The sequence below is a fragment of the Pseudobythopirellula maris genome (genome assembly GCF_007859945.1).
Lineage (GTDB): Bacteria > Planctomycetota > Planctomycetia > Pirellulales > Lacipirellulaceae > Pseudobythopirellula > Pseudobythopirellula maris.
Window position 1 is genome coordinate 1,638,489 of sequence record NZ_SJPQ01000001.1, and the last position, 18,350, is coordinate 1,656,838.

General features: G+C 65.8%; 14 protein-coding genes. All 14 read left to right on the forward strand.

The window, feature by feature from the left end; all coding sequences use genetic code 11:
• A partial coding sequence (locus Mal64_RS06125; RefSeq protein ID WP_197525496.1) for an outer membrane beta-barrel protein occupies positions 1-1,104 on the forward strand: 1,104 nt, incomplete at its 5' end.
• Between the two features lie 741 nt (positions 1,105-1,845).
• A complete protein-coding gene (locus Mal64_RS06130; protein ID WP_146398081.1) occupies positions 1,846-2,127 on the forward strand; it encodes a hypothetical protein in 282 nt (93 codons plus the stop codon).
• Positions 2,128-2,275: 148 nt separating this feature from the next.
• The gene (locus tag Mal64_RS06135; protein ID WP_197525497.1) at positions 2,276-4,144 is read left to right on the forward strand and encodes a sensor histidine kinase; all 1,869 of its coding nucleotides are present in this window, start codon (positions 2,276-2,278) and stop codon (positions 4,142-4,144) included.
• A gap of 99 nt (positions 4,145-4,243) precedes the next feature.
• Positions 4,244-4,693, forward strand: coding sequence for a ribonuclease HI (gene rnhA, locus Mal64_RS06140; RefSeq protein WP_146398083.1), 450 nt, complete (start codon positions 4,244-4,246; stop codon positions 4,691-4,693).
• A gap of 82 nt (positions 4,694-4,775) precedes the next feature.
• Positions 4,776-5,240: a macro domain-containing protein gene (locus tag Mal64_RS06145; protein WP_146398085.1), complete on the forward strand. Its 465-nt coding sequence runs from the start codon at positions 4,776-4,778 to the stop codon at positions 5,238-5,240.
• A gap of 88 nt (positions 5,241-5,328) precedes the next feature.
• Positions 5,329-7,401: an ATP-dependent DNA helicase RecG gene (recG, locus tag Mal64_RS06150; protein ID WP_146398087.1), complete on the forward strand. Its 2,073-nt coding sequence runs from the start codon at positions 5,329-5,331 to the stop codon at positions 7,399-7,401.
• A 32-nt stretch (positions 7,402-7,433) separates the two neighbouring features.
• Positions 7,434-7,823, forward strand: a complete 390-nt coding sequence (locus Mal64_RS06155; protein WP_146398089.1) for a DUF5684 domain-containing protein — start codon at positions 7,434-7,436, stop codon at positions 7,821-7,823.
• A gap of 169 nt (positions 7,824-7,992) precedes the next feature.
• Entirely contained in the window at positions 7,993-10,908 is a 2,916-nt protein-coding gene (locus tag Mal64_RS06160) for a DUF1553 domain-containing protein (protein WP_197525498.1), read from the forward strand.
• 112 nt (positions 10,909-11,020) lie between these two features.
• Complete coding sequence (locus Mal64_RS06165; protein WP_146398768.1) at positions 11,021-12,481, forward strand: DUF1501 domain-containing protein; 1,461 nt, start codon at positions 11,021-11,023, stop codon at positions 12,479-12,481.
• A 326-nt stretch (positions 12,482-12,807) separates the two neighbouring features.
• On the forward strand, positions 12,808-13,263 hold the full coding sequence (locus tag Mal64_RS06170) for a response regulator (protein ID WP_197525499.1): 456 nt from the start codon (positions 12,808-12,810) through the stop codon (positions 13,261-13,263).
• 1 nt (position 13,264) lies between these two features.
• Positions 13,265-14,854: an ATP-binding response regulator gene (locus Mal64_RS06175; RefSeq protein WP_146398093.1), complete on the forward strand. Its 1,590-nt coding sequence runs from the start codon at positions 13,265-13,267 to the stop codon at positions 14,852-14,854.
• Positions 14,855-14,865: 11 nt separating this feature from the next.
• The gene (locus Mal64_RS06180; protein WP_146398095.1) at positions 14,866-15,234 is read left to right on the forward strand and encodes a response regulator; all 369 of its coding nucleotides are present in this window, start codon (positions 14,866-14,868) and stop codon (positions 15,232-15,234) included.
• Between the two features lie 67 nt (positions 15,235-15,301).
• The gene (locus Mal64_RS06185; protein ID WP_146398097.1) at positions 15,302-16,273 is read left to right on the forward strand and encodes a response regulator; all 972 of its coding nucleotides are present in this window, start codon (positions 15,302-15,304) and stop codon (positions 16,271-16,273) included.
• A 381-nt stretch (positions 16,274-16,654) separates the two neighbouring features.
• Positions 16,655-18,346, forward strand: coding sequence for a sensor histidine kinase (locus Mal64_RS06190; protein WP_197525500.1), 1,692 nt, complete (start codon positions 16,655-16,657; stop codon positions 18,344-18,346).
• The last annotated feature ends 4 nt before the right edge of the window (positions 18,347-18,350 follow it).

Consider the following 18,350-nt stretch of genomic DNA (forward strand, 5'->3'; position numbering starts at 1 on the left):
GGCGAGCCGTTCCGTCTGCGTGACGAGCTGCTCAGCAGCTGCTCGCCTTGGGACTTCGGCATGTGGACCCAGATCGGTTACCACAGCGACCGCGCCCGGGCCTCGTTCGCCGACAACGACGCGTTGTCGTTCAACGACCACCCGGACCGCCTGAACCTGCACCAGCAGTGGTTCTGGCTCGAGAAGGTCGCCGAGGCGCCGTGCTGCGGCATGGACTGGGGCTTCCGCATGGACCTGATGTACGGCACCGACGCGGCCAAGACGCAGTCGTTCGGCAACCCGGGCGGCACCTGGGACTTCGCCAACGGTTGGGACAACGGCGGCGGCTACGGCTGGGCCCTTCCCCAGCTCTACGGTGAGCTCGCCTGGGGCGACTGGTCGGTGAAGGCTGGTCACTTCTACACGCTGATCGGCTACGAAGTGGTTACCGCCCCGGACAACTTCTTCTACAGCCACGCGTTGACGATGTTCAACAGCGAGCCGTTCACCCACACCGGCGCCCTGGCCACCTACGGTGGGTTCGAAGACGTCGAGGTTTACGCCGGCTGGACGCTCGGCTGGGACACGGGCTTCGATCAGTACGGCGACGGCAGCTCGTTCCTGGGTGGTTTCAGCACCAGCCTGACGGACGACATCGCCTTCACGTACATCGCGACGGCCGGCGACTTCGGCTCCCGCTCGCGTGGCGGCAACGGCATCAACGCCCCGAAGGGGACCGGCTACAGCCACAGCCTGGTGTTCGACGTGGCCCTGAGCGACAACCTCAACTACGTGCTGCAGAGCGATTACGTGGGGATCGACAACGACACCCGCACGATCGGCGCCAACGACCAGATCGGCGTCAACCAGTACTTGTTCTACACGATGAGCGACTGCGTGGCGGTTGGCTCGCGTATCGAGTGGTGGAAGACGGACGGCTTCAGCTACCAGGAAATGACGTTCGGCCTGAACTACAAGCCGCACGCCAACCTGGTGATTCGTCCGGAGGTCCGCTACGACTGGACCGCCTCGGACGCGGCCGCCACGAACCTGGCTGGCGGCGCCTTCACGGCCGACCAGTACAACGAGTGGAAGTTCGGCATCGACGCGATCCTCAACTACTGAGCGACCGCGTAAGAGTTTAAGCGATACGACCAGCCGCCGGCTCCCCCTTGGGGGGCCGGCGGCTTTTTTTGTGCGCGCCGCGGGGGCGAGCCGGCGGCGTAAGCCGCCGGTGGTTTAGGCGCCGGTGGAGACTCCGACGCGCCGGAAACCCACCGCCGGCTCACGCCGGCGGCTCGCTGGGGTGGGGCCAGGTTAGCAGCGCGGTCTTCTGTTTGTGGCGGACGTAGTGGATCGCGGTGCGCTCTGCCCGCAACTGCCAACAACACCAACAGACACGCTCCACGCGGCAAGTCCGAGCGAGCGGTCCTGCATACGTTGGTGAGACGTCTGGCTATGGAGCAACTCTTAACCGCAGTACAAAGTACAAGCGGCAAAAGCCGAGCTAGCTTGACGAGGGTTAACCCCGCCACCTTGTTATTGCGCTTGAAGCGGTGATCACAGGAAGCCAAGGCTTCGAATCGACGCGCATCAATTTCTCGCTAGCAGCGAAGCTGGCGCCGCTCGGCCGCCCGCAAAGTTTCGCGCGCTAACCGATGAATCCTCAAAAAATCCTTGCGCGGGCTTCGATCGGCGTTGGTCGCTCGCCTCTCTGCGCGTAGAGTGAATTCTCAAGCGAAGGAGCTGGCCTCTTGCAGCCGGTGGGCTTGGCCTCTGCTCGCTCGACAAGACCCTCTCGGCCGCCTCGCTCGGGCGCGGGACGGGGGAGGGCGCTCCCCCTTCTCTTCTTATGGAGCCAAAGCGATGGAACGGAATCCCCTGTCGACGCAAACGCCTGCGGCCACCTCGTCCCCCCCGTCTTCGCCGACGACCTTCTCCACGGCGCAGTTCTTGGCGAGGCAATCCACACGCGCACGCAACCTCCGCCGACGGTTGCGGATCATCGGCCGGCGCTCGGTGGTGGTCGGTGTCGCCGTAGCCGCCGTGGGCGGCGTGGTCGGGGCGCCCCTGGTCACGACGCTTGGCATCCTCGCTCTGGCTGCCGGCGCCTACGCCGAATGCACCGGCCAGATCGGCGCGTGGTGAAGCCGCAGCGGTAAATCGACCTTCGCACCGCATGGCGGCTGCCCCTCCCCCCCGAGACCGGATGGGAGGAACAGGTCCCACGTTGGAGTTGAGAGGCCGGGCGCCGTAGAATCGAGGTGCGGCGGCGGGGAGAACCCCTCTCGCCACCTTGCCCACTCGTTCCGCCGTCTCCCCGCTCCACGCCGTGTCCTACAAAGGCTTCAAACGCGTCCTCGGTGAGACCAGCCTCGAGCGCAAGTGCCGCTGGTGGTTCGGCATCTCGCTCGGCGTGCTGCTCTTCCTCAGCTTCTACTGGTACGGCCAGCGGATGCGCGAGGTCGTGTACGACAGCGACCGCAAGACCGGCCCGGAGCTGGTGCGCACGGCCTGGCTCGAATCGCACTTCACGGTGTTCTGGGAGGCGCCCGAGGCGAGCGGCGGCGACACGCCGGTCGATCTGGAAGACGCCGACTGGCGCCGGTTCTTAGACAAACTGCTCGGCTCGAGCCGCGAGCTGGGGCGCGCCTTCGAGTCGTACGCCATCTTGCCGCAAGACCCGGTAAAGAACCCCCAAGGCAAGAGCCCGCCGCAGCACCCCTACGAGTGGGAGTACCTCAACCGCTGGGCCGAACGCGAGGGGGGCGATACGCCCGCGGCCGTCGATGAAGCGCTCGACGCGGAAGGCGGGCTGTACGCGGAGCAGCCCAAGTCGTTTGCCGAGCAGATCGTCGAGGTCGACGGCAAGCAGGTCTACCGCTTCTACCAGCCGGTTTACGCCGGGGCCAATTGCGTCAACTGCCACAACGTGATGGGCAACCTGAAGAGCCTACAGCAGGACGACTTGATGGCCGTCGTGCGCGTGGAAATCGACCAGCAAGACACCCGCACCGAGCTCGCCCGCAGCGAGGCGCTGATGTGGGCCGTGGCCGCGGTGATCGGCTTCCTGTCGATGTTCTTGCTCTACTTCATCGTCCGCTACGTGATCGTCAAGCCGGTGCAGCACCTGCGGGACGTGGCCAACGCCGTGCGCGAAGGCGACATCGCCCAGCGGGCCGAGATCCACACCGGCGACGAGTTCGAGGAGCTGGCCGCCGCGTTCAACCGCATGCTGCGGCGCCTGCTGCGCCAGCAGGACGCCCTGCAGGAGGTCAACGGCGAGCTCGACGGCAAGATCGACCAGCTGGCCCAGGCCAACATGCGGCTGTTCGAGATGAACCGCCTGAAGAGCGACTTCCTCGCCACGATGAGCCACGAGCTGCGCACGCCGCTCAACAGCATCCTGGGCTTCTCCGACGTGCTCTCGACGATCGAATCGCTCGACGACAAGCAGCGTCGCTACGTGGGCAACATCCAGCGGAGCGGCAAGATGCTGCTCGAGATGATCAACGACATCTTGGACCTGGCCAAGATGGAGAGCGGCAAGATGGACGTCCGCCCGGTGGAGTTCCGCGTCGACCACGTCGTGGGCGCCCAGTGCGACCTGGCCCGGCCGCTGAGCGAACGCAAGAACATCGACCTGGAGCTCACCATCCAGGCGGGCCTGCCGCCCATGCGCCAGGATCAGGCCAAGCTCCAGCAGGTGCTCAACAACCTGCTGTCGAACGCCATCAAGTTCACGCCCGAGGGGGGGCGGATCATGGTCCGCGTCGGCTGTGAGGGGCTCGCCGAGCCGGGCGGTGTGGCCGAGAGCCTCGTGCTGGAGGTCGAGGACACCGGCATCGGTATCGGCGAAGAAGACCAAGTCGTGGTCTTCGAGAAGTTCCGTCAGGGCGCCTCGGCCGCCCCGCGCGGCGATGCGATGACGCGTGAGCACTCGGGCACCGGCCTCGGCCTGTCGATCGTCCGCGAGATCTGCCGCCTGCTCGGCGGCGAGGTGTCGCTGCGCAGCGTGAGCGGCAAGGGGTCGACCTTCACGGTGGTGCTGCCGTGGCGATTGGAGCGGACGACGAATCTCGACGCGGAGCTCGAGAAGGGCGTCGCCGAGCTGACCCGGCCCAATTCGCCCGCCCTCTCGGCTACCACTTCCCCCGCGAACTGATTGCGACCGCCGAAGCACGAGGGACACGAACACGCTTTCTTGTTATCTTTGTGCCCTTCGTAAGTTGATGGATCTCTACCTGGCGGAGCAGACCGGATCGTGATCGAAGTCCACCTCTACACCGACGGCGGTTGCAGCGGCAACCCGGGCCCCGGCGGCTGGGCCTACCTGCTGCGTCACCCCGATTCGGGCAAGCAGACCGAGGCCTCCGGCGGCGAGGAGCTCACCACGAACAACCGCATGGAGCTCTCGGCCGTGGTCGAGGGCCTCACGGCGCTCACGCGGCCGACCCGCGTCGAGCTGTTCACCGACAGCGTTTACGTCGGCAAGGGCCTCAGCGAGTGGATGCCCAAGTGGAAGGCCAACGGCTGGCGCCGCAAGGAGAAGGGCCGCTGGGCCGAGGTGAAGAACGTCGACCTGTGGCAGAAGCTCGACGAGCTCGCCGCCAAGCACACGGTCAAGTACACCCGTGTGGCCGGCCACAGCGGCCACGCCGAGAACGACCGCGTCGATGAATTGGCCGTGGCGGCTTATCAGAAGTATCTGTGAGTGGAGAGAGGTGTGAGGTCGGAGGTCAGGAGGCAGGGGAATAGCCGACGAGCTACGCTCGTCGGAGGTCGGCTTATCAACCATGAAACTCGAATTCGTCGAAGGCGACTTACTCGATCAAGACGTCGATGTGATCGTCAATCCATGGAATCGCAATATCATCCCTTGGTGGTTGTTGTTGCCCCAAGGAGTATCAGGCGCGATCAAGCGGCGAGCCGGGATCGCTCCCTTCCGTGAGATCGGTAAGACCGGAGCACTGCCTTTGGGCGGAGCTCGCTTCACTAGCGCTGGGCGGCTGCCCCACTCAGGCATTATTCATGTCGCCGGAATCAATATGCTTTGGCAAGCGAGCGAATTCTCCGTCAAGGAATCCCTTCGAAACGCCCTCGGGATAGCGAGAACAAAGGGCTTTCATTCTATCGCGTTCCCGCTGATTGGATCTGGCTCTGGCGGCCGTTCAGCCGATCGGGTTCAAGATTGGATGACCGAAGCATTCGCATCCGAGGAGTTTGATGGCCTGGTCAGGGTCGTGAGGTGGATTCACTGAATAGACAGGCCCAGCCCGACGAGCGTAGCTCGTCGGCTATCCCCCCCTGACCTCTGACCTCCGACCTCTCTCCTCTATACTGCCGGGCATGTCCGTTACGCTACACACGCCCGTCGCCGAACTGCCCGGCGTTAAGCCGGCCCAAGCGCGCTGCTTGGCCAAGATGGGGCTGCACTACGCCCAAGACCTGCTGTTCCTGTTCCCGCGGGGGTACGAAGATTTTTCCGACCTGCGGCCGATCGCCGAGCTCGAGGCCGACCTCCCGCAGACCGTGCAAGGCGAGGTGACCGACATCGACTCGCGCGGCGGGTTCGGCAGGTCGCGAGTCGGCGTGGTCATCCGCGACGAGTCGGACGCCCTGCGGGCCACCTGGTTCAACCAGGCGTTCATGCGCGACAAGTTCAAGGTGGGGCAGCGGGTGCAGTTCTCCGGCAAGCCGCGTCTGCAAGGCCACCGCTGGGAGATGGCCCACCCGCGGGTGGCGTACCTCGATGGCGATCCTGCTAACAGCGCCGAGGAGGGGCTGCTCCCCGTCTACTCGCTCACCGAGGGGATGACGCTGTACCACATGCGGCGGATCGTCGGCGACGTGGTCACGGCGCTGGCATCGGCGCCCGAGGAGGTGCTGCCCGATGACCTGCGGTCCGACTACGACCTCATGCCGCTGGCCGACGCCCTGCGCTGGGTCCACCGCCCCGCGGACGAGAAGCAGCGCGACGACGCCGTGCGGCGGTTCGTCTTCCAGGAACTGCTCGTGTTGCAGCTCGCGCTCGCGGCGCGACGCTTGCAGCAGCGTGTCGGCTTCAAGGCGCCCGAGCTGCCGGCCGACGCCCGGGTCGACGCCCGCATCACGCGGCTGCTGCCGTTCGACCTCACGGGCGACCAGCGCGCGGCGATCACCGCCGTGGCGGCCGATATGGCGAGCTCCACGCCGATGAACCGCCTGCTGCAGGGCGACGTCGGCAGCGGCAAGACCGTGGTCGCACTCTACGCCATGCTGATGTGTGTCACGCACGGCTGGCAGGCGGCGCTGGTGGCGCCGACCGAGGTGCTCGCCCGCCAGCACGGACTGACCCTCGAAAAACTGCTGGCCCAGAGCCGCGTGAATTGGCGGCTCCTGGTGGGCGGCATGACCGACGCCGAGAAGGCCGACGTGAAGCGCGGCCTCGCCGCCGGCGAGATCGACGCGGTGATCGGCACCCACGCGGTGCTCGAAGAGTCGGTCGCGTTCGCCAAGCTCGGCCTCGCCGTGGTCGACGAACAGCACAAGTTCGGCGTGCGGCAGCGGGCCAAGCTGCGCAGCGGCGAGCGCTCGCCCCACTTCCTGGTGATGACCGCCACGCCGATCCCACGCACGATGAGCATGACGCAGTTCGGCGACCTGGACGTGTCGACCATCCGCGAGACGCCCCCCGGCCGGGCGCCGATCCGCACTTACCTGGTCGAGCCGACGAAGCGCGACGAGTGGTGGGGCTTTGTCCGGGGGCGCCTGGACGAGGGCCGCCAGGCTTTTGTCGTCACGCCGCTGGTCGACGAGTCGGCGACGCTCTCCGCGACGAGCGTGCAGGAGGCGTACGAGGCGCTGACCAACGGCGAGTTGGAGGCGTACCGCGTGGCGCTGTTGCACGGCCGCATGGCGGCCGCCGAAAAGGAGTCCGTCATGGAGGCCTTCCGCACGGGCGAAACCCAGGTGCTCGTGAGCACCACCGTGATCGAGGTCGGCGTCGACGTGCCCAACGCGGCGGTGATGACCGTCGCCTCGCCCGAACGGTTCGGTCTCAGCCAGCTGCACCAGCTGCGCGGCCGGGTCGGCCGGGGATCGTTCCCCGGCGCCTGCGGGCTGCTGCTCGAAGAGGAAGTGGGCGACAAGGCCGCCGAGCGGCTCAAGGCGTTCGCCGAGACGACCGACGGATTCAAGCTGGCGGAGCTCGACTTCGAGCTGCGCGGCCCCGGCGACCTGTTCGGCGACCGCCAGAGCGGCCTGCCGCCGCTGCGCATGGCCGACCTGAGGCTCAACCTCGCGGAGCTGCTCGAGGCCCGCGCGGCGGCCGCCAAGCTGTTCGCCGCCGACCCGGGGCTCAAAGACGAACGGCACCACGCGCTGCGCCGGCAGATGCTGCGCCGCTACGGCGAGTCGCTGGAGCTGGGCGACGTGGGTTAATCAATTGCACAGGTCACACAGGAACCCTACCAATGCAAGGCGGAGATCAAGTCGCAGCCGTCATCGTTACGGCCCTGTTCTGCGGAGTCTTGCTGGGCATTGCTCTCTATTGCCTTGCTGGTGCGTGGAAGGTTTTTGGTAAGGCGGGTCTGCCGGGATGGTTCGCCCTCGTGCCGCTGCTCAATGCGTATCTGATCTGCAAGATCGCCGGCAAGCCCGGCTGGTGGGTCGTGCTGCTCTTCGTTCCTCTCGTCAATCTCGTGGTCTTGTGGCGCGTCGTAAGCGGCTTGGCGATGTGGTTCGGTAAGACTGACCTGTATGCCGTTGGTTTGTTTCTTGTGTTCCCACTCTTCTTCGCGATGATCGGGCATAGCACCACACGCTACCGCGGGCTGGCAGCCGGTAGTTACGTCCGTTCGTAGTGCAACTGAGGATCACATAACTCCAGTCATGTCGCTTGAAACGCAACGGAAGCGCTGCCGAGCAAGCGGATTTTTTAGCTAGTCGTATTCCCCCCCCTTTCGGCCTAGAATAGTGGCTGGTCTCCGCTGCGCGGCGGGGGCTACCTGTTTCCTTTTCTGGGCGTTGGTCGTGCGCGTTTCTCCTCTGCTACTATCGATCTGTCTATCGTTCGTCGCCTGCCTAGGGAACGTCCGCGCCGACCAAGCGGAGAAGATCGACTTCAACCGCGACATCCGGCCGATCTTCGTCGGTCAGTGCGCCGCGTGCCACGGCGGGGTGAAGCAGGCGGGCGAGATCTCGTTCGCCTACGCCAGCCAGGTGCTGCCGCCCGAGGGCTGGATCGTCGAGCCGGGCGACCCCGACGCGTCGGTGCTGATCGACCGCGTTCTCGAAGAAGACCCCGAGTACCGCATGCCGCCCCCCGAGCATGGGCCTGCGCTCTCGGAACGCGAGGTCGGACTGCTCCGCGACTGGATCGCCCAAGGCGCCGAGTGGCGTGAGCACTGGGCCTACGAGGCGCCGATCGCCCCGCCGCTGCCCGCAGTCGAATCGCCCGGCTGGGCCCGTCGGCCGCTGGACCGCTTCGTGCTCGCCCGGCTGGAACGGGAGGGCCTTGGCCCCTCGCCGGCAGCGGACCCCACGCGTTGGCTGCGCCGGGTGAGCCTCGATCTGGTCGGCCTGCCGCCGTCGCCGGAAGAGATCGCCCGCTTTCGCAGCGAGTGTCGCGAGCTTGGCGAGGAGGCTTACGAGCGCGCTGTCGACCGCCTGCTCGCTTCGCCCCATTACGGCGAACGGTGGGCGAGCGTTTGGCTCGACCAGGTGCGTTACGCCGACTCGAAGGGCCTGGGGATGGACAACCCACGCACCATCTGGAAATACCGCGACTGGGTCGTCGACGCCCTAAACAGCGACATGCCTTACGACGAGTTCACGATCAAGCAGATCGCGGGCGACTTGCTCCCCAACGCCACGGCGGGCGACCTGGTGGCCACGGCCTGCCAGCGGCTCACCCAGACCAACGAGGAGGGCGGGACCGACGACGAAGAGTTCCGCATCGCCGCGGTGCTCGACCGGGTGAGCACCACTTGGCAGACGTGGCAAGGAGTGACGTTCGGCTGCGTGCAGTGCCACAGCCACCCGTACGACCCGATCCGTCACGAGGAGTTCTACCGCTTCGTGGCGTTCTTCAACAACACGGCCGACTGCGACCTGCCCGAGGAGTTGCCGCTCTACCGGGCGCCGGTCGACCCGGCCGACGACGCGCGGGCCGTCGAACTCGACCGGCGGATCGACGCCGAGCGTGAGGCGCTCTGGCAGCCGCGCAGCGAGGTGCTGCTGGACGACTCGCGCTGGACGCCGCTCGAGGGGCTCCGGGTCGAGGCGAGCAAGGGAACCCGGGTGGCGGTCGAGCGGCGGGCGGGCCAGGAAGAGTTCTACACCATCGACAAAGTCGCGCGCAACACCGACATCGCCGTCGAGGCGCCGTTGCCGCAAGACCTGGAGCAACTCGCCGCGATCCGCGTGACGGTCCTGCCTCTCGACCCGGAGAAAGCGCTGAGCGATTCGGAGTGGGGGTTTGTTTGGTCCTACGTCGAAGCCGAGCTGCGCATCCCCGGTGAAGATGGTAATCGTGACGGCGCAGTCGAAGCCGAAGATGGCGGGCCCACGAAACAGCCGCTCGCAATCAAGGCGGTCGTGCCGGACGAGTGGCGCCCCGTCTACAACCCCGCCGAGAGCCTTCAGCCGAAGTCGGGCAACGGATTCGGCGCCTACACACGGATCCACCACGCCCGCTGCGCGGCGCTGGTCCTCGAAGAGCCCGTGACCGTGCCGCCCGGCGCGAGCCTGTGGGTGCGGCTCAAGCACCGCAAGTTCATCTCGTCGGCCTTCAGCCTCGTTTCGAAGCGGGGCCGCGTGGATGTGACCGCTGACGCCTCGCTCAACGAGATGATCCGATCCCCCGAATCACTGGCGACCGAAGAGCTCATCAAGTCGCTGCGCAAAGAGCGGCGTTCGATCGAGTCGGTCGCCACCCCCGTGCTGCGCGAGCGGCCGGAGCGGCTGGCGCGACCGACGCACGTTTTCCTGCGCGGCTTGTTCCTCGACAAGGGCGAGCGCGTCACGGCCGGGGTTCCCGAATCGTTGCCCCCGCTGCCTCCAAGCGACGGCGGCGAGCCAGATCGGCTCGACCTCGCCCGCTGGATCGCCAGCGACGAGAACCCGCTCACGGCGCGGGTGGCGGTCAATCGCTACTGGGCGCGGATGTTCGGCGTGGGACTCGTGGCGACGGAAGAAGACTTCGGTTCCTCAGGCGAGGCGCCTTCGCACCCCGAGTTGCTCGACCATTTGGCGGTGCGGTTCCAAGACGATTTCGCTTGGAGCACCAAGCGGCTGCTCAAGGAGATCGCCCTGTCGGGCGCTTACCGCCAAACCGCCGTGGCGCCCGAGGGGCTCCGCGAGCGCGACCCCGCCAACCGGCTGATCGGTCGCGGCCCGCGCACCCGGCTGCCAGCCGAAACGGTGCGTGACCAGGCGTTGGCCGTGGCGGGTCTCTTGGACGAGACCCTCGGCGGGCCTCCCGTCAGGCCGCCGATCCCCGAGGGGGTTTGGCGGCCGTTCAACCGAGACCCGTGGCCCAACGCCAAGCCGGGCGACCCCTCGCGTTACCGGCGTTCGCTCTACACCTACGCCAAACGCAGCATCCCCTACCCGATGTTCGCGGCGTTCGACCAGCCGTCGCGCGAGTTCTGCACGCCGCGACGCCTGCGTTCCAACACCCCGCTGCAAGCGCTCGAGATGCTCAACAGCGAGAGCATGCTCGAGTGCGCCGCGGCGCTAGCCGAGCGGATGCGTAGCGACGCGAGCGGGCTCGACGCGCAGATCGCCCGCGGTTTTGAACTCGCCCTGTGCCGCCCGCCGACCGACAGCGAGCTGCGTGTGGTGCGTGCACTGTGCCAACGCGACACCGAGCAAGGAGCCGCCGGCGACGGTCTGGGAGCAGCCGCCTTGGTGCTGCTCAACCACGACGAGTTCTTAACGAATTAGTCCCATGCCAGTTGAAACGCACTGTCAGCCAACACGGAGTTGACGCCCGATTCTAGCGCCATCTCTACTCCGTGATTCCTCACGCCTTTTGTAGTAACCCACCGCCATGGCGATGACCAACGACACGCTGCGAAACGAGCTTTACCGCGCGGGCCTGGAGCACACAACAAGGCGGCAGTTCCTCGGAAGCTGCACGACCGGCATGGGGGCGATCTGGCTCGCGCTCCAGCAAGGCGCCGCGCTTGCCTCGGGCGCCGGCGCCGCTTCTACCCCGCCGCCCACGCAGCGCGCGAAGCGGGTGATCTACCTGCACATGATCGGCGCTCCCAGCCAACTCGAGCTGTTCGATTACAAGCCCACGCTCGCCCGTTTCGACGGCCAGGAGTGCCCGCAGGAATACCTCGAGGGGAACCGCTTCGCGTTCATCCAGGGAACCCCCAAGCTGCTCGGCCCGCAGTTCGATTTCGCGCGGCGCGGCCAGAGCGGCGCCTGGGTGAGCGACCGACTGCCCCACCTCGCCCAGCACGCCGACGACCTCTGCATCATCAAGACGATGCAGACCGACCAGTTCAACCACGGCCCGGCGCAGCTGATGGTTCAAACCGGCCAGCCGAGGATCGGCTACCCGAGCACCGGCTCGTGGGTCACGTGGGGCCTTGGTTCGGAGCAAGAGGACCTGCCGGGCTTCATCGTCCTGCTATCGGGCGGGCGCTTGCCGCGCGTTGGCAAGGCGCTGTGGGGCGGCGGTTTCCTGCCCTCGGTCTACCAAGGCGTGCACTGCCGCTCGAAGGGCGACCCCGTGCTGAACCTCGCCGACCCAGCCGGCGTGGGACGCGACGACCGGCGTGCGTTGCTCGACGCGCTCCGCGAGTTGAACCAGGAGTCGCACAGCGCGTTCGGCGACCCCGAAACGCTCACCCGCATCGCCCAGTACGAAATGGCCTACCGCATGCAAACGGCGGCGCCCGAGGCGATGGACCTTTCGGCCGAGAGCCCCGAGACCCTGGAGCGGTACGGCGCGAAGCCGGGCGAGGAGTCGCTGGCGAACAACTGCTTGCTCGCCCGCCGGTTGGCGGAACGCGACGTGCGATTCATCCAGCTGTTCGACTGGGGCTGGGACTCGCACGGGGCGGCCAAGGAGGAGGCGCTCAACAGCGGGTTCAAAAACAAGTGCGAGCAAATGGACCGCCCCGTCGCGGCGCTGCTGGCCGACCTGAAAGAACGGGGCCTGCTGGACGACACGCTGGTGGTCTGGAGCGGCGAGTTCGGCCGCACGCCGATGCGGGAGAACCGCGGCGGCGAGGAGATGAAATTCATCGGCCGCGACCACAACCCCCACGCCTTCACCCTGTGGATGGCCGGCGGCGGAGTGAAGGCGGGTTACACGCACGGCGAGACCGATGAATTCGGTTACCAACCGGTCACCGAGCCGGTCCACGTGCGCGACTTCCACGCCACGCTCTTGCACCTGCTCGGCCTCGACCACGAGCGGCTCACCATGCCGTTCCAGGGACTCGACCAAAAGCTGACCGGCGTCAAACCGGCGCGCGTGGTCCGCGAAGTGCTCGCCTGACCGCCGATTCTCCGCGTGCAGGGCCTTCCTTTTTGGGTGTCCGTGTTCGGCAAGCCACACGACAGCGACGCCGCTCCCCCCGCGCGGGCGAGCTAGTCTTTCTTACGGCAGGTCGCCGTATCGTTGGATACCACCACGTACTCTGATTGGCTACTCACGACCGAAGAGGGGGGTTTTACCCCGCAGCCCATGAGGCTGCTTCTAAAAATCGAGTCGATTCAATCGAACGCCGCACGAGCGCGGCTATTCGATTCTCTGCTGTAGCACCACTTGATTCACCTCATAAATTTCAGCGCCGTCGAGCGCCCCCAAAGGAGAGTATGCGCATGGTTCCCACCCAGCTACGCCGTCCCGTTAAGAACCGTCCCACCCAAAGCTCCGAAGTCCGGGTCCCCCACATCCTGTGCGTGGACGACGATCCCGACATCCAAACGACCATCCAGATGCGCCTGCGCGTGTACGACGTGGCGGTCGACCACGCCTACTACGGCATGCAGGGCGTGGTCGAGGCGGCCAAGTCGCGTCCCGACATGATCCTGATGGACATCGCCATGCCCAACGGCAACGGCGAGTACTTGATCGATTACCTGAAGAGCAATCCCGAGACACGCGACATCCCCGTGGTGGTTCTCACCGGCATGCGCGACCCCCAACTGAAGCGGCGGATGCTCGCGGCCGGGGCCGAGGGCTACCTCAGCAAACCGGTGCTGTTCGACGATCTGGTCCACGAGATCCGTCAGCACGTTGACTTGCGACTCTGCGAAGAGGGAGACGAAATCTAGCATGTGCCGCAACGAGAACATAAGGGTCCTGCTCCTCGAGGACGATCACGACTTCTACCGTCTGATCGCCCACCAGCTGAACAACCATCGCCGGCGGTTCGAGCTGGACCGAGTGGAGACCCTCGCCGAGGCGATCGACAAGCTCAAGTTGGGTGGCTACCACCTCGTGCTCAGCGACCTGTCGGTCCCCGACAGCTCGGGATTCAACACGATCGAGAGCCTGCGTCAGGTTTGCGCGCTCACGCCGATCATCGTGTTCACCGGGCTCGACGACGACGCCATCGAGCAGCAACTGGTCGAGGCGGGCGCCCAGGACTACCTGGTCAAGGGCGAGTCGAACGCTTCCTCGTTGGCGCGGTCGATCTTCCACGCGGTCCAACGCCAAGAGGCGAAGAACCGCATCACGGGTCTGGTCGCGCAGCTGCAAGAAAGCCAGGAACTGCTCAGCGAGCAGACCATGCTCTTGCAGAAGAAGAACCGCCGCCTCAAGAAGCTCTACAAAACGGCCCAGGAGTTTGTCGACAACGTGTCGCACGACCTGCGGACACCCCTCACCGTGATCAAGGACTACATGAACCTGATCCGCGAGGGGATGGTGGGCGAGGTGAACGAGCGGCAGCAGGAGATGCTCGGCAAGGCGTGCGTGCGGGCCGACGACCTGAACCACATGGTCGACGACCTGCTGGACGTGAGCAAGCTCGACTCGGGGCTGCTGGGCGCGTGGCGCCGCCCCGTCGCTCTGGCCAAGATCTTGGACCACGCCGCCGCCACGCTCAAGCAGCGGGCCGAGGTGCGGGGAACGGCCCTCGAGGTCGACTGCGAGGCCGACCTGCCGCTGGCGTTCTGCGACGCCGAGAAGGCGGAGCGAGTGCTCACCAACCTAGCGGTCAACGCCATCAAGTATTCCGCCCCCGGCAGCCGGGTGCGGCTCTGGGCCCGTTTCGACGCGGATCGCGACGAGATACTCGTGGGGGTCACCGACAACGGCCCCGGCATCCACGAGGACGCCTTGCAAGAGATCTTCGAGCGGTTCAACCAGTCGGGCGGGTCGACCGACAGCAGCGGCAAGAGCTACGGCCTGGGGCTCAGCATCGCTCAGCGCTTCTGCCGGATGAACCTCGGCGTGATCGACGTCGAGAGCAAGGCCGGCGAGGGCAGCACGTTCAAGTTCACGCTCCCCACGGCCGAGCCTACCGGGGTGTTGCAACGTTGGCTCGACCTGTCGGGCGTGGTCGGCTCGCCGATCCGGCTGATCGAAATCGTGGCGCCGCCCGAGGCCGCCGACCAGTTTGCCGAGTACGACGGGTTCCTGCACGGTCAATTGCGTCGCGACGATCTGCTGGTCGAGAACGGGCCGGGGCGGTGGCTGTTCGTCATCGGCGTGGCGCCGAGCGAGGCGGAACTCTGGTTCGAGCGCGCGCAGAAGGACTTCAAACGCATGAACCGCAACCGATTCGCGGGCCCCCTTGCGCCGTATCGCACCGAGACGATCCGCACGTGGGAGCCCTCGTCCGGGCGGGAGACGATCCTCGAAGACTTCCGCGACGCGCTGTGCGGCGCCGCGGCCGAAGCCCCCTCCCTCAGCGTGTGAAGGAAGACCACATGACCGCTACAAAACGCGTGCTGGTCGTCGACGACGAGGAGGACATCCGCGAGGGCGTGAGCATGTGGCTCGACGCGGCGGGCTTCGAGTCGATCCAGGCCTGCGACGGCTGTGAGGGCCTCGACCTCGCCGCCTCGGAACGCCCCTCGGCGATCTTCCTCGACATGATGATGCCCAACAAGAACGGGATCGAGACCCTGACCGACCTGCGTCGATCCGAGGCGACCGTTGACATCCCGGTGGTGATGCTGTCGGCAAGCCTCCGCGACGAGCAGAAGGCGCTCGACGCGGGTGCTAGGTTCTTCGTTCACAAACCGTACCACGGCCCGGTGCTTATCGAGGCCCTCCGGGCGGCGCTCGACGAGTGAGTCGCCCCGCTCGCCTCGCTCCCCCTTCAAGCTGCAGTACTTTATCCGCAACCCTGATTGCCGCGCCATGACCAAGAAGATCCTCATCGCCGAAGACGACCCCGACCTGCTGCGGCTGCTGGTCCGCCGTTGCCAATCGCTGCGGCACGAGGTCGATTCGGCCGACGACGCCATCCTCGCCCTTTGCAAGCTCGAGGGGACACTCCCCGACTTGGCCATACTCGACGTCGACATGCCGGGCGGCAACGGGCTGAGCGTTTGTGAGATGATGTCGACCCACGAGCAGATGCGCGCGATCCCAACTATCATGCTCACCGGCAACAGCGACCCCGACACGATCCGCCGCTGCCACTCGCTCGGCGCCTACTACGTGCAGAAGTCGGTCGACGTTTGGAGCCGCCTCGAGCCGCTGCTGCGCGAGTTGCTGGGCGAAGGAACGGCTCCGGCCGAAGAGGCCGGCGAGGTCAAAGAGGTCAGCGAGACCGAACAAGCCGTGGAGGCCGCCCTGCACTCGGGAGAAGGTTGTCTCTACGCGGTGCAAACCGACCCCAACGCGGAGTCGGACACGATCATCGACGCCGTGTTCGCGGCCCTCGGGGTCGAGGGTGGCGACCAGGCGTTCGAAAGCGAGCCGGACTCGGCCGAGCCCGCCGACGATCGCCCGTGGGTCTTGTCGGTCGAAGACGACGACGACATCGCGCTCGCGCTCAAGCTCCGACTCGCCGAGTCGGGCTACAACATGGTCCGCGCAACGGCCGGCGTTGAGGGCTACCGCAAGGCGTTCATGACGGCGCCCAGCGCGATCCTGCTCGACTACGAGTTGCCCAACGGCAATGGCGACTACGTGCTGCGGCGCCTGAAGGAATCGCCCGCCACGAGCGACATCCCGGTGATCGTTCTCACCGGCCGACGCGAGGCGACGATCGAGCGGCAGATGCGCAACCTCGGCGCCGACGAGTTCCTCACCAAGCCGTTCGATTGGCGGCGGCTCCGCGAGTCGCTCGAACGACTGGTCGATACGAACGCGGTGGGCGCCTGACGCCGCGAACCCGAAAAGCTAAACCAACAACCGCCCCCTTTCACGGGACTTTACGTGGGAGGGGGCGGTTTATTGCGCGCGGAGTCTGTGCCGTTTTTCACGAAAGGCTTTTGCGGATGCACACAAACCGCAAACCACTCTTACTGGGGGAGTCCGCACCGTCGCCCTTCTGTTCCCCGGTCAAGACTATGTCGAGCAGCGATCTTGCCCGCATTCTGCAAGGGCACGATCGCGTAGCGGCTTTATTAACTAAGAGCCTGGCATTCAGTGATGTGTCTGCAAGAAGCAGCAACGTTAGCTCCGACATCCGCGGGCAAGCGGACCGCCGCGGTCCACTTGCTCCTCGCGGGGATTGTTCTGGGCGGGTGCGTTTGCCACGCCGTGGCGGCTCCGATTGCCAGCGATACCGCGGCGTGCTGCTCGCCGGAAGGCGCCATCCCTTGCTTTCTTGTCGGCTCGCCCGCCACGCAAGAGCAGACCGCAGGCTCGGCCTTTGGCTGGATCTTCGACACCTCGCCTTACCCGCCGTGTTGGCGCTGCGGTCAGTGGACTGCGGCGATAGGCTGGTTGCACATCGTATCCGACTTGCTGATTTGGCTCGCCTACATGGCGATCCCAGTCGGCCTGGCGTTCTATGCGGGCATGCTAAGGAAGGGCCCTTATCGTGGCATACTTTGTCTGTTCTGCGCGTTCATTCTTAGCTGTGGCGTCACCCATCTGATGGAAGTGGTCATCTTCTGGTGGCCCGCCTACGGGCTGGCCGGAGTCTTGAAGGCGATGACCGCAGTCGTTTCGATCGGCACCGTGATCGCAATGGCCCGCATGCTGCCTTTTGCTCTCACGTTCCGCAGCCCCAAACAACTCGAAGAAGAGGTGTCGCAGAGGACCCGCGAACTCGAGCTCTCCGAACGCCGAGCCATGAGCGTGATCGAGTCGTCGCCCGCGGCCATGGTGATGGTTGACGAGGCGGGATGCATCGTGCTGGTCAACGAGGCCGCCGAGCGGCTGTTCGGCTTTCAGCGCGAAGAACTCCTAGGCCGATTGATCGAGTCTTTGCTGCCAGAGCGAAACCAGCTGGTCCACCCGGCGGATCGCCAGGCCTTCTTCAACGCCCGCGAGGCGCGGCGCATGGGTATGGGACGCGATCTCTATGTCCGCCGCGCCGATGGGGTCGAAGTGCCGGTCGAGGTAGGAATCTCACCCATCGAAACACACGACGGCATGTTTGCCCTCAGCGCGATCGTCGACATGAGCGAACGCAAGGGAATGGAGTGCAAACTCAAACAGGGCGCCGAAGAGCTCGACAAAGCCAACCAAGCGTTGCGGCAGAGCAATGTCGACCTCGAGCAGTTCGCCTACGCGGTGTCGCACGACCTGCAAGAGCCACTGCGCAAGATCGCTTCGTACAATCAGATCGTGCTGGACGACTACGGTGATCGCCTCGACGACGCCGGCCGAGAGTTCCTTCAGATCAGCATCGAGAGCTCGCAGCGGCTCAAGGGAATGATCAAGGACCTGCTCGCGTTCTCACGGATCACGACGAAAGGCGCCGCCCTCAAATCGATCGACGCCGAGGAAGCGACCGACACCGCCCTGCGGAGGCTCGAGATCGCCATCGAAGAGAGCAACGCGCAAGTGTCATGCGACCCCATGCCGCACGTGCTCGCCGATGCCGCTCAACTCGAACGCCTGCTGCAGAACCTTGTAGGCAACGCCCTGAAATACCGCGGCGAGCAGACGCCCAAGGTCCACATCGGCTGCCGCAGGCTCGGTTCGATGGCCGAATTCTCGATCAGCGACAACGGCATCGGCATCGACCCCAAAAACTACTCGCGGGTTTTCGGTGTCTTCCAGCGACTCCACAAGCACAACGAGTACGAGGGGACCGGCATCGGTTTGGCGCTCTGCAAGCGCATCGTCGAGCGTTTCGGCGGCAGCATCTCGCTCGAATCCGTTTTGGGCGAAGGGAGCACGTTCCGTTTCACCCTGCCGCTCGCCGATGAAGGATGGTGTGAACCCAGCGACGCTTCCCCCAACGCTGGTGACGAGCGTCTCGTCTCCGCAGCGCCCTGACCGT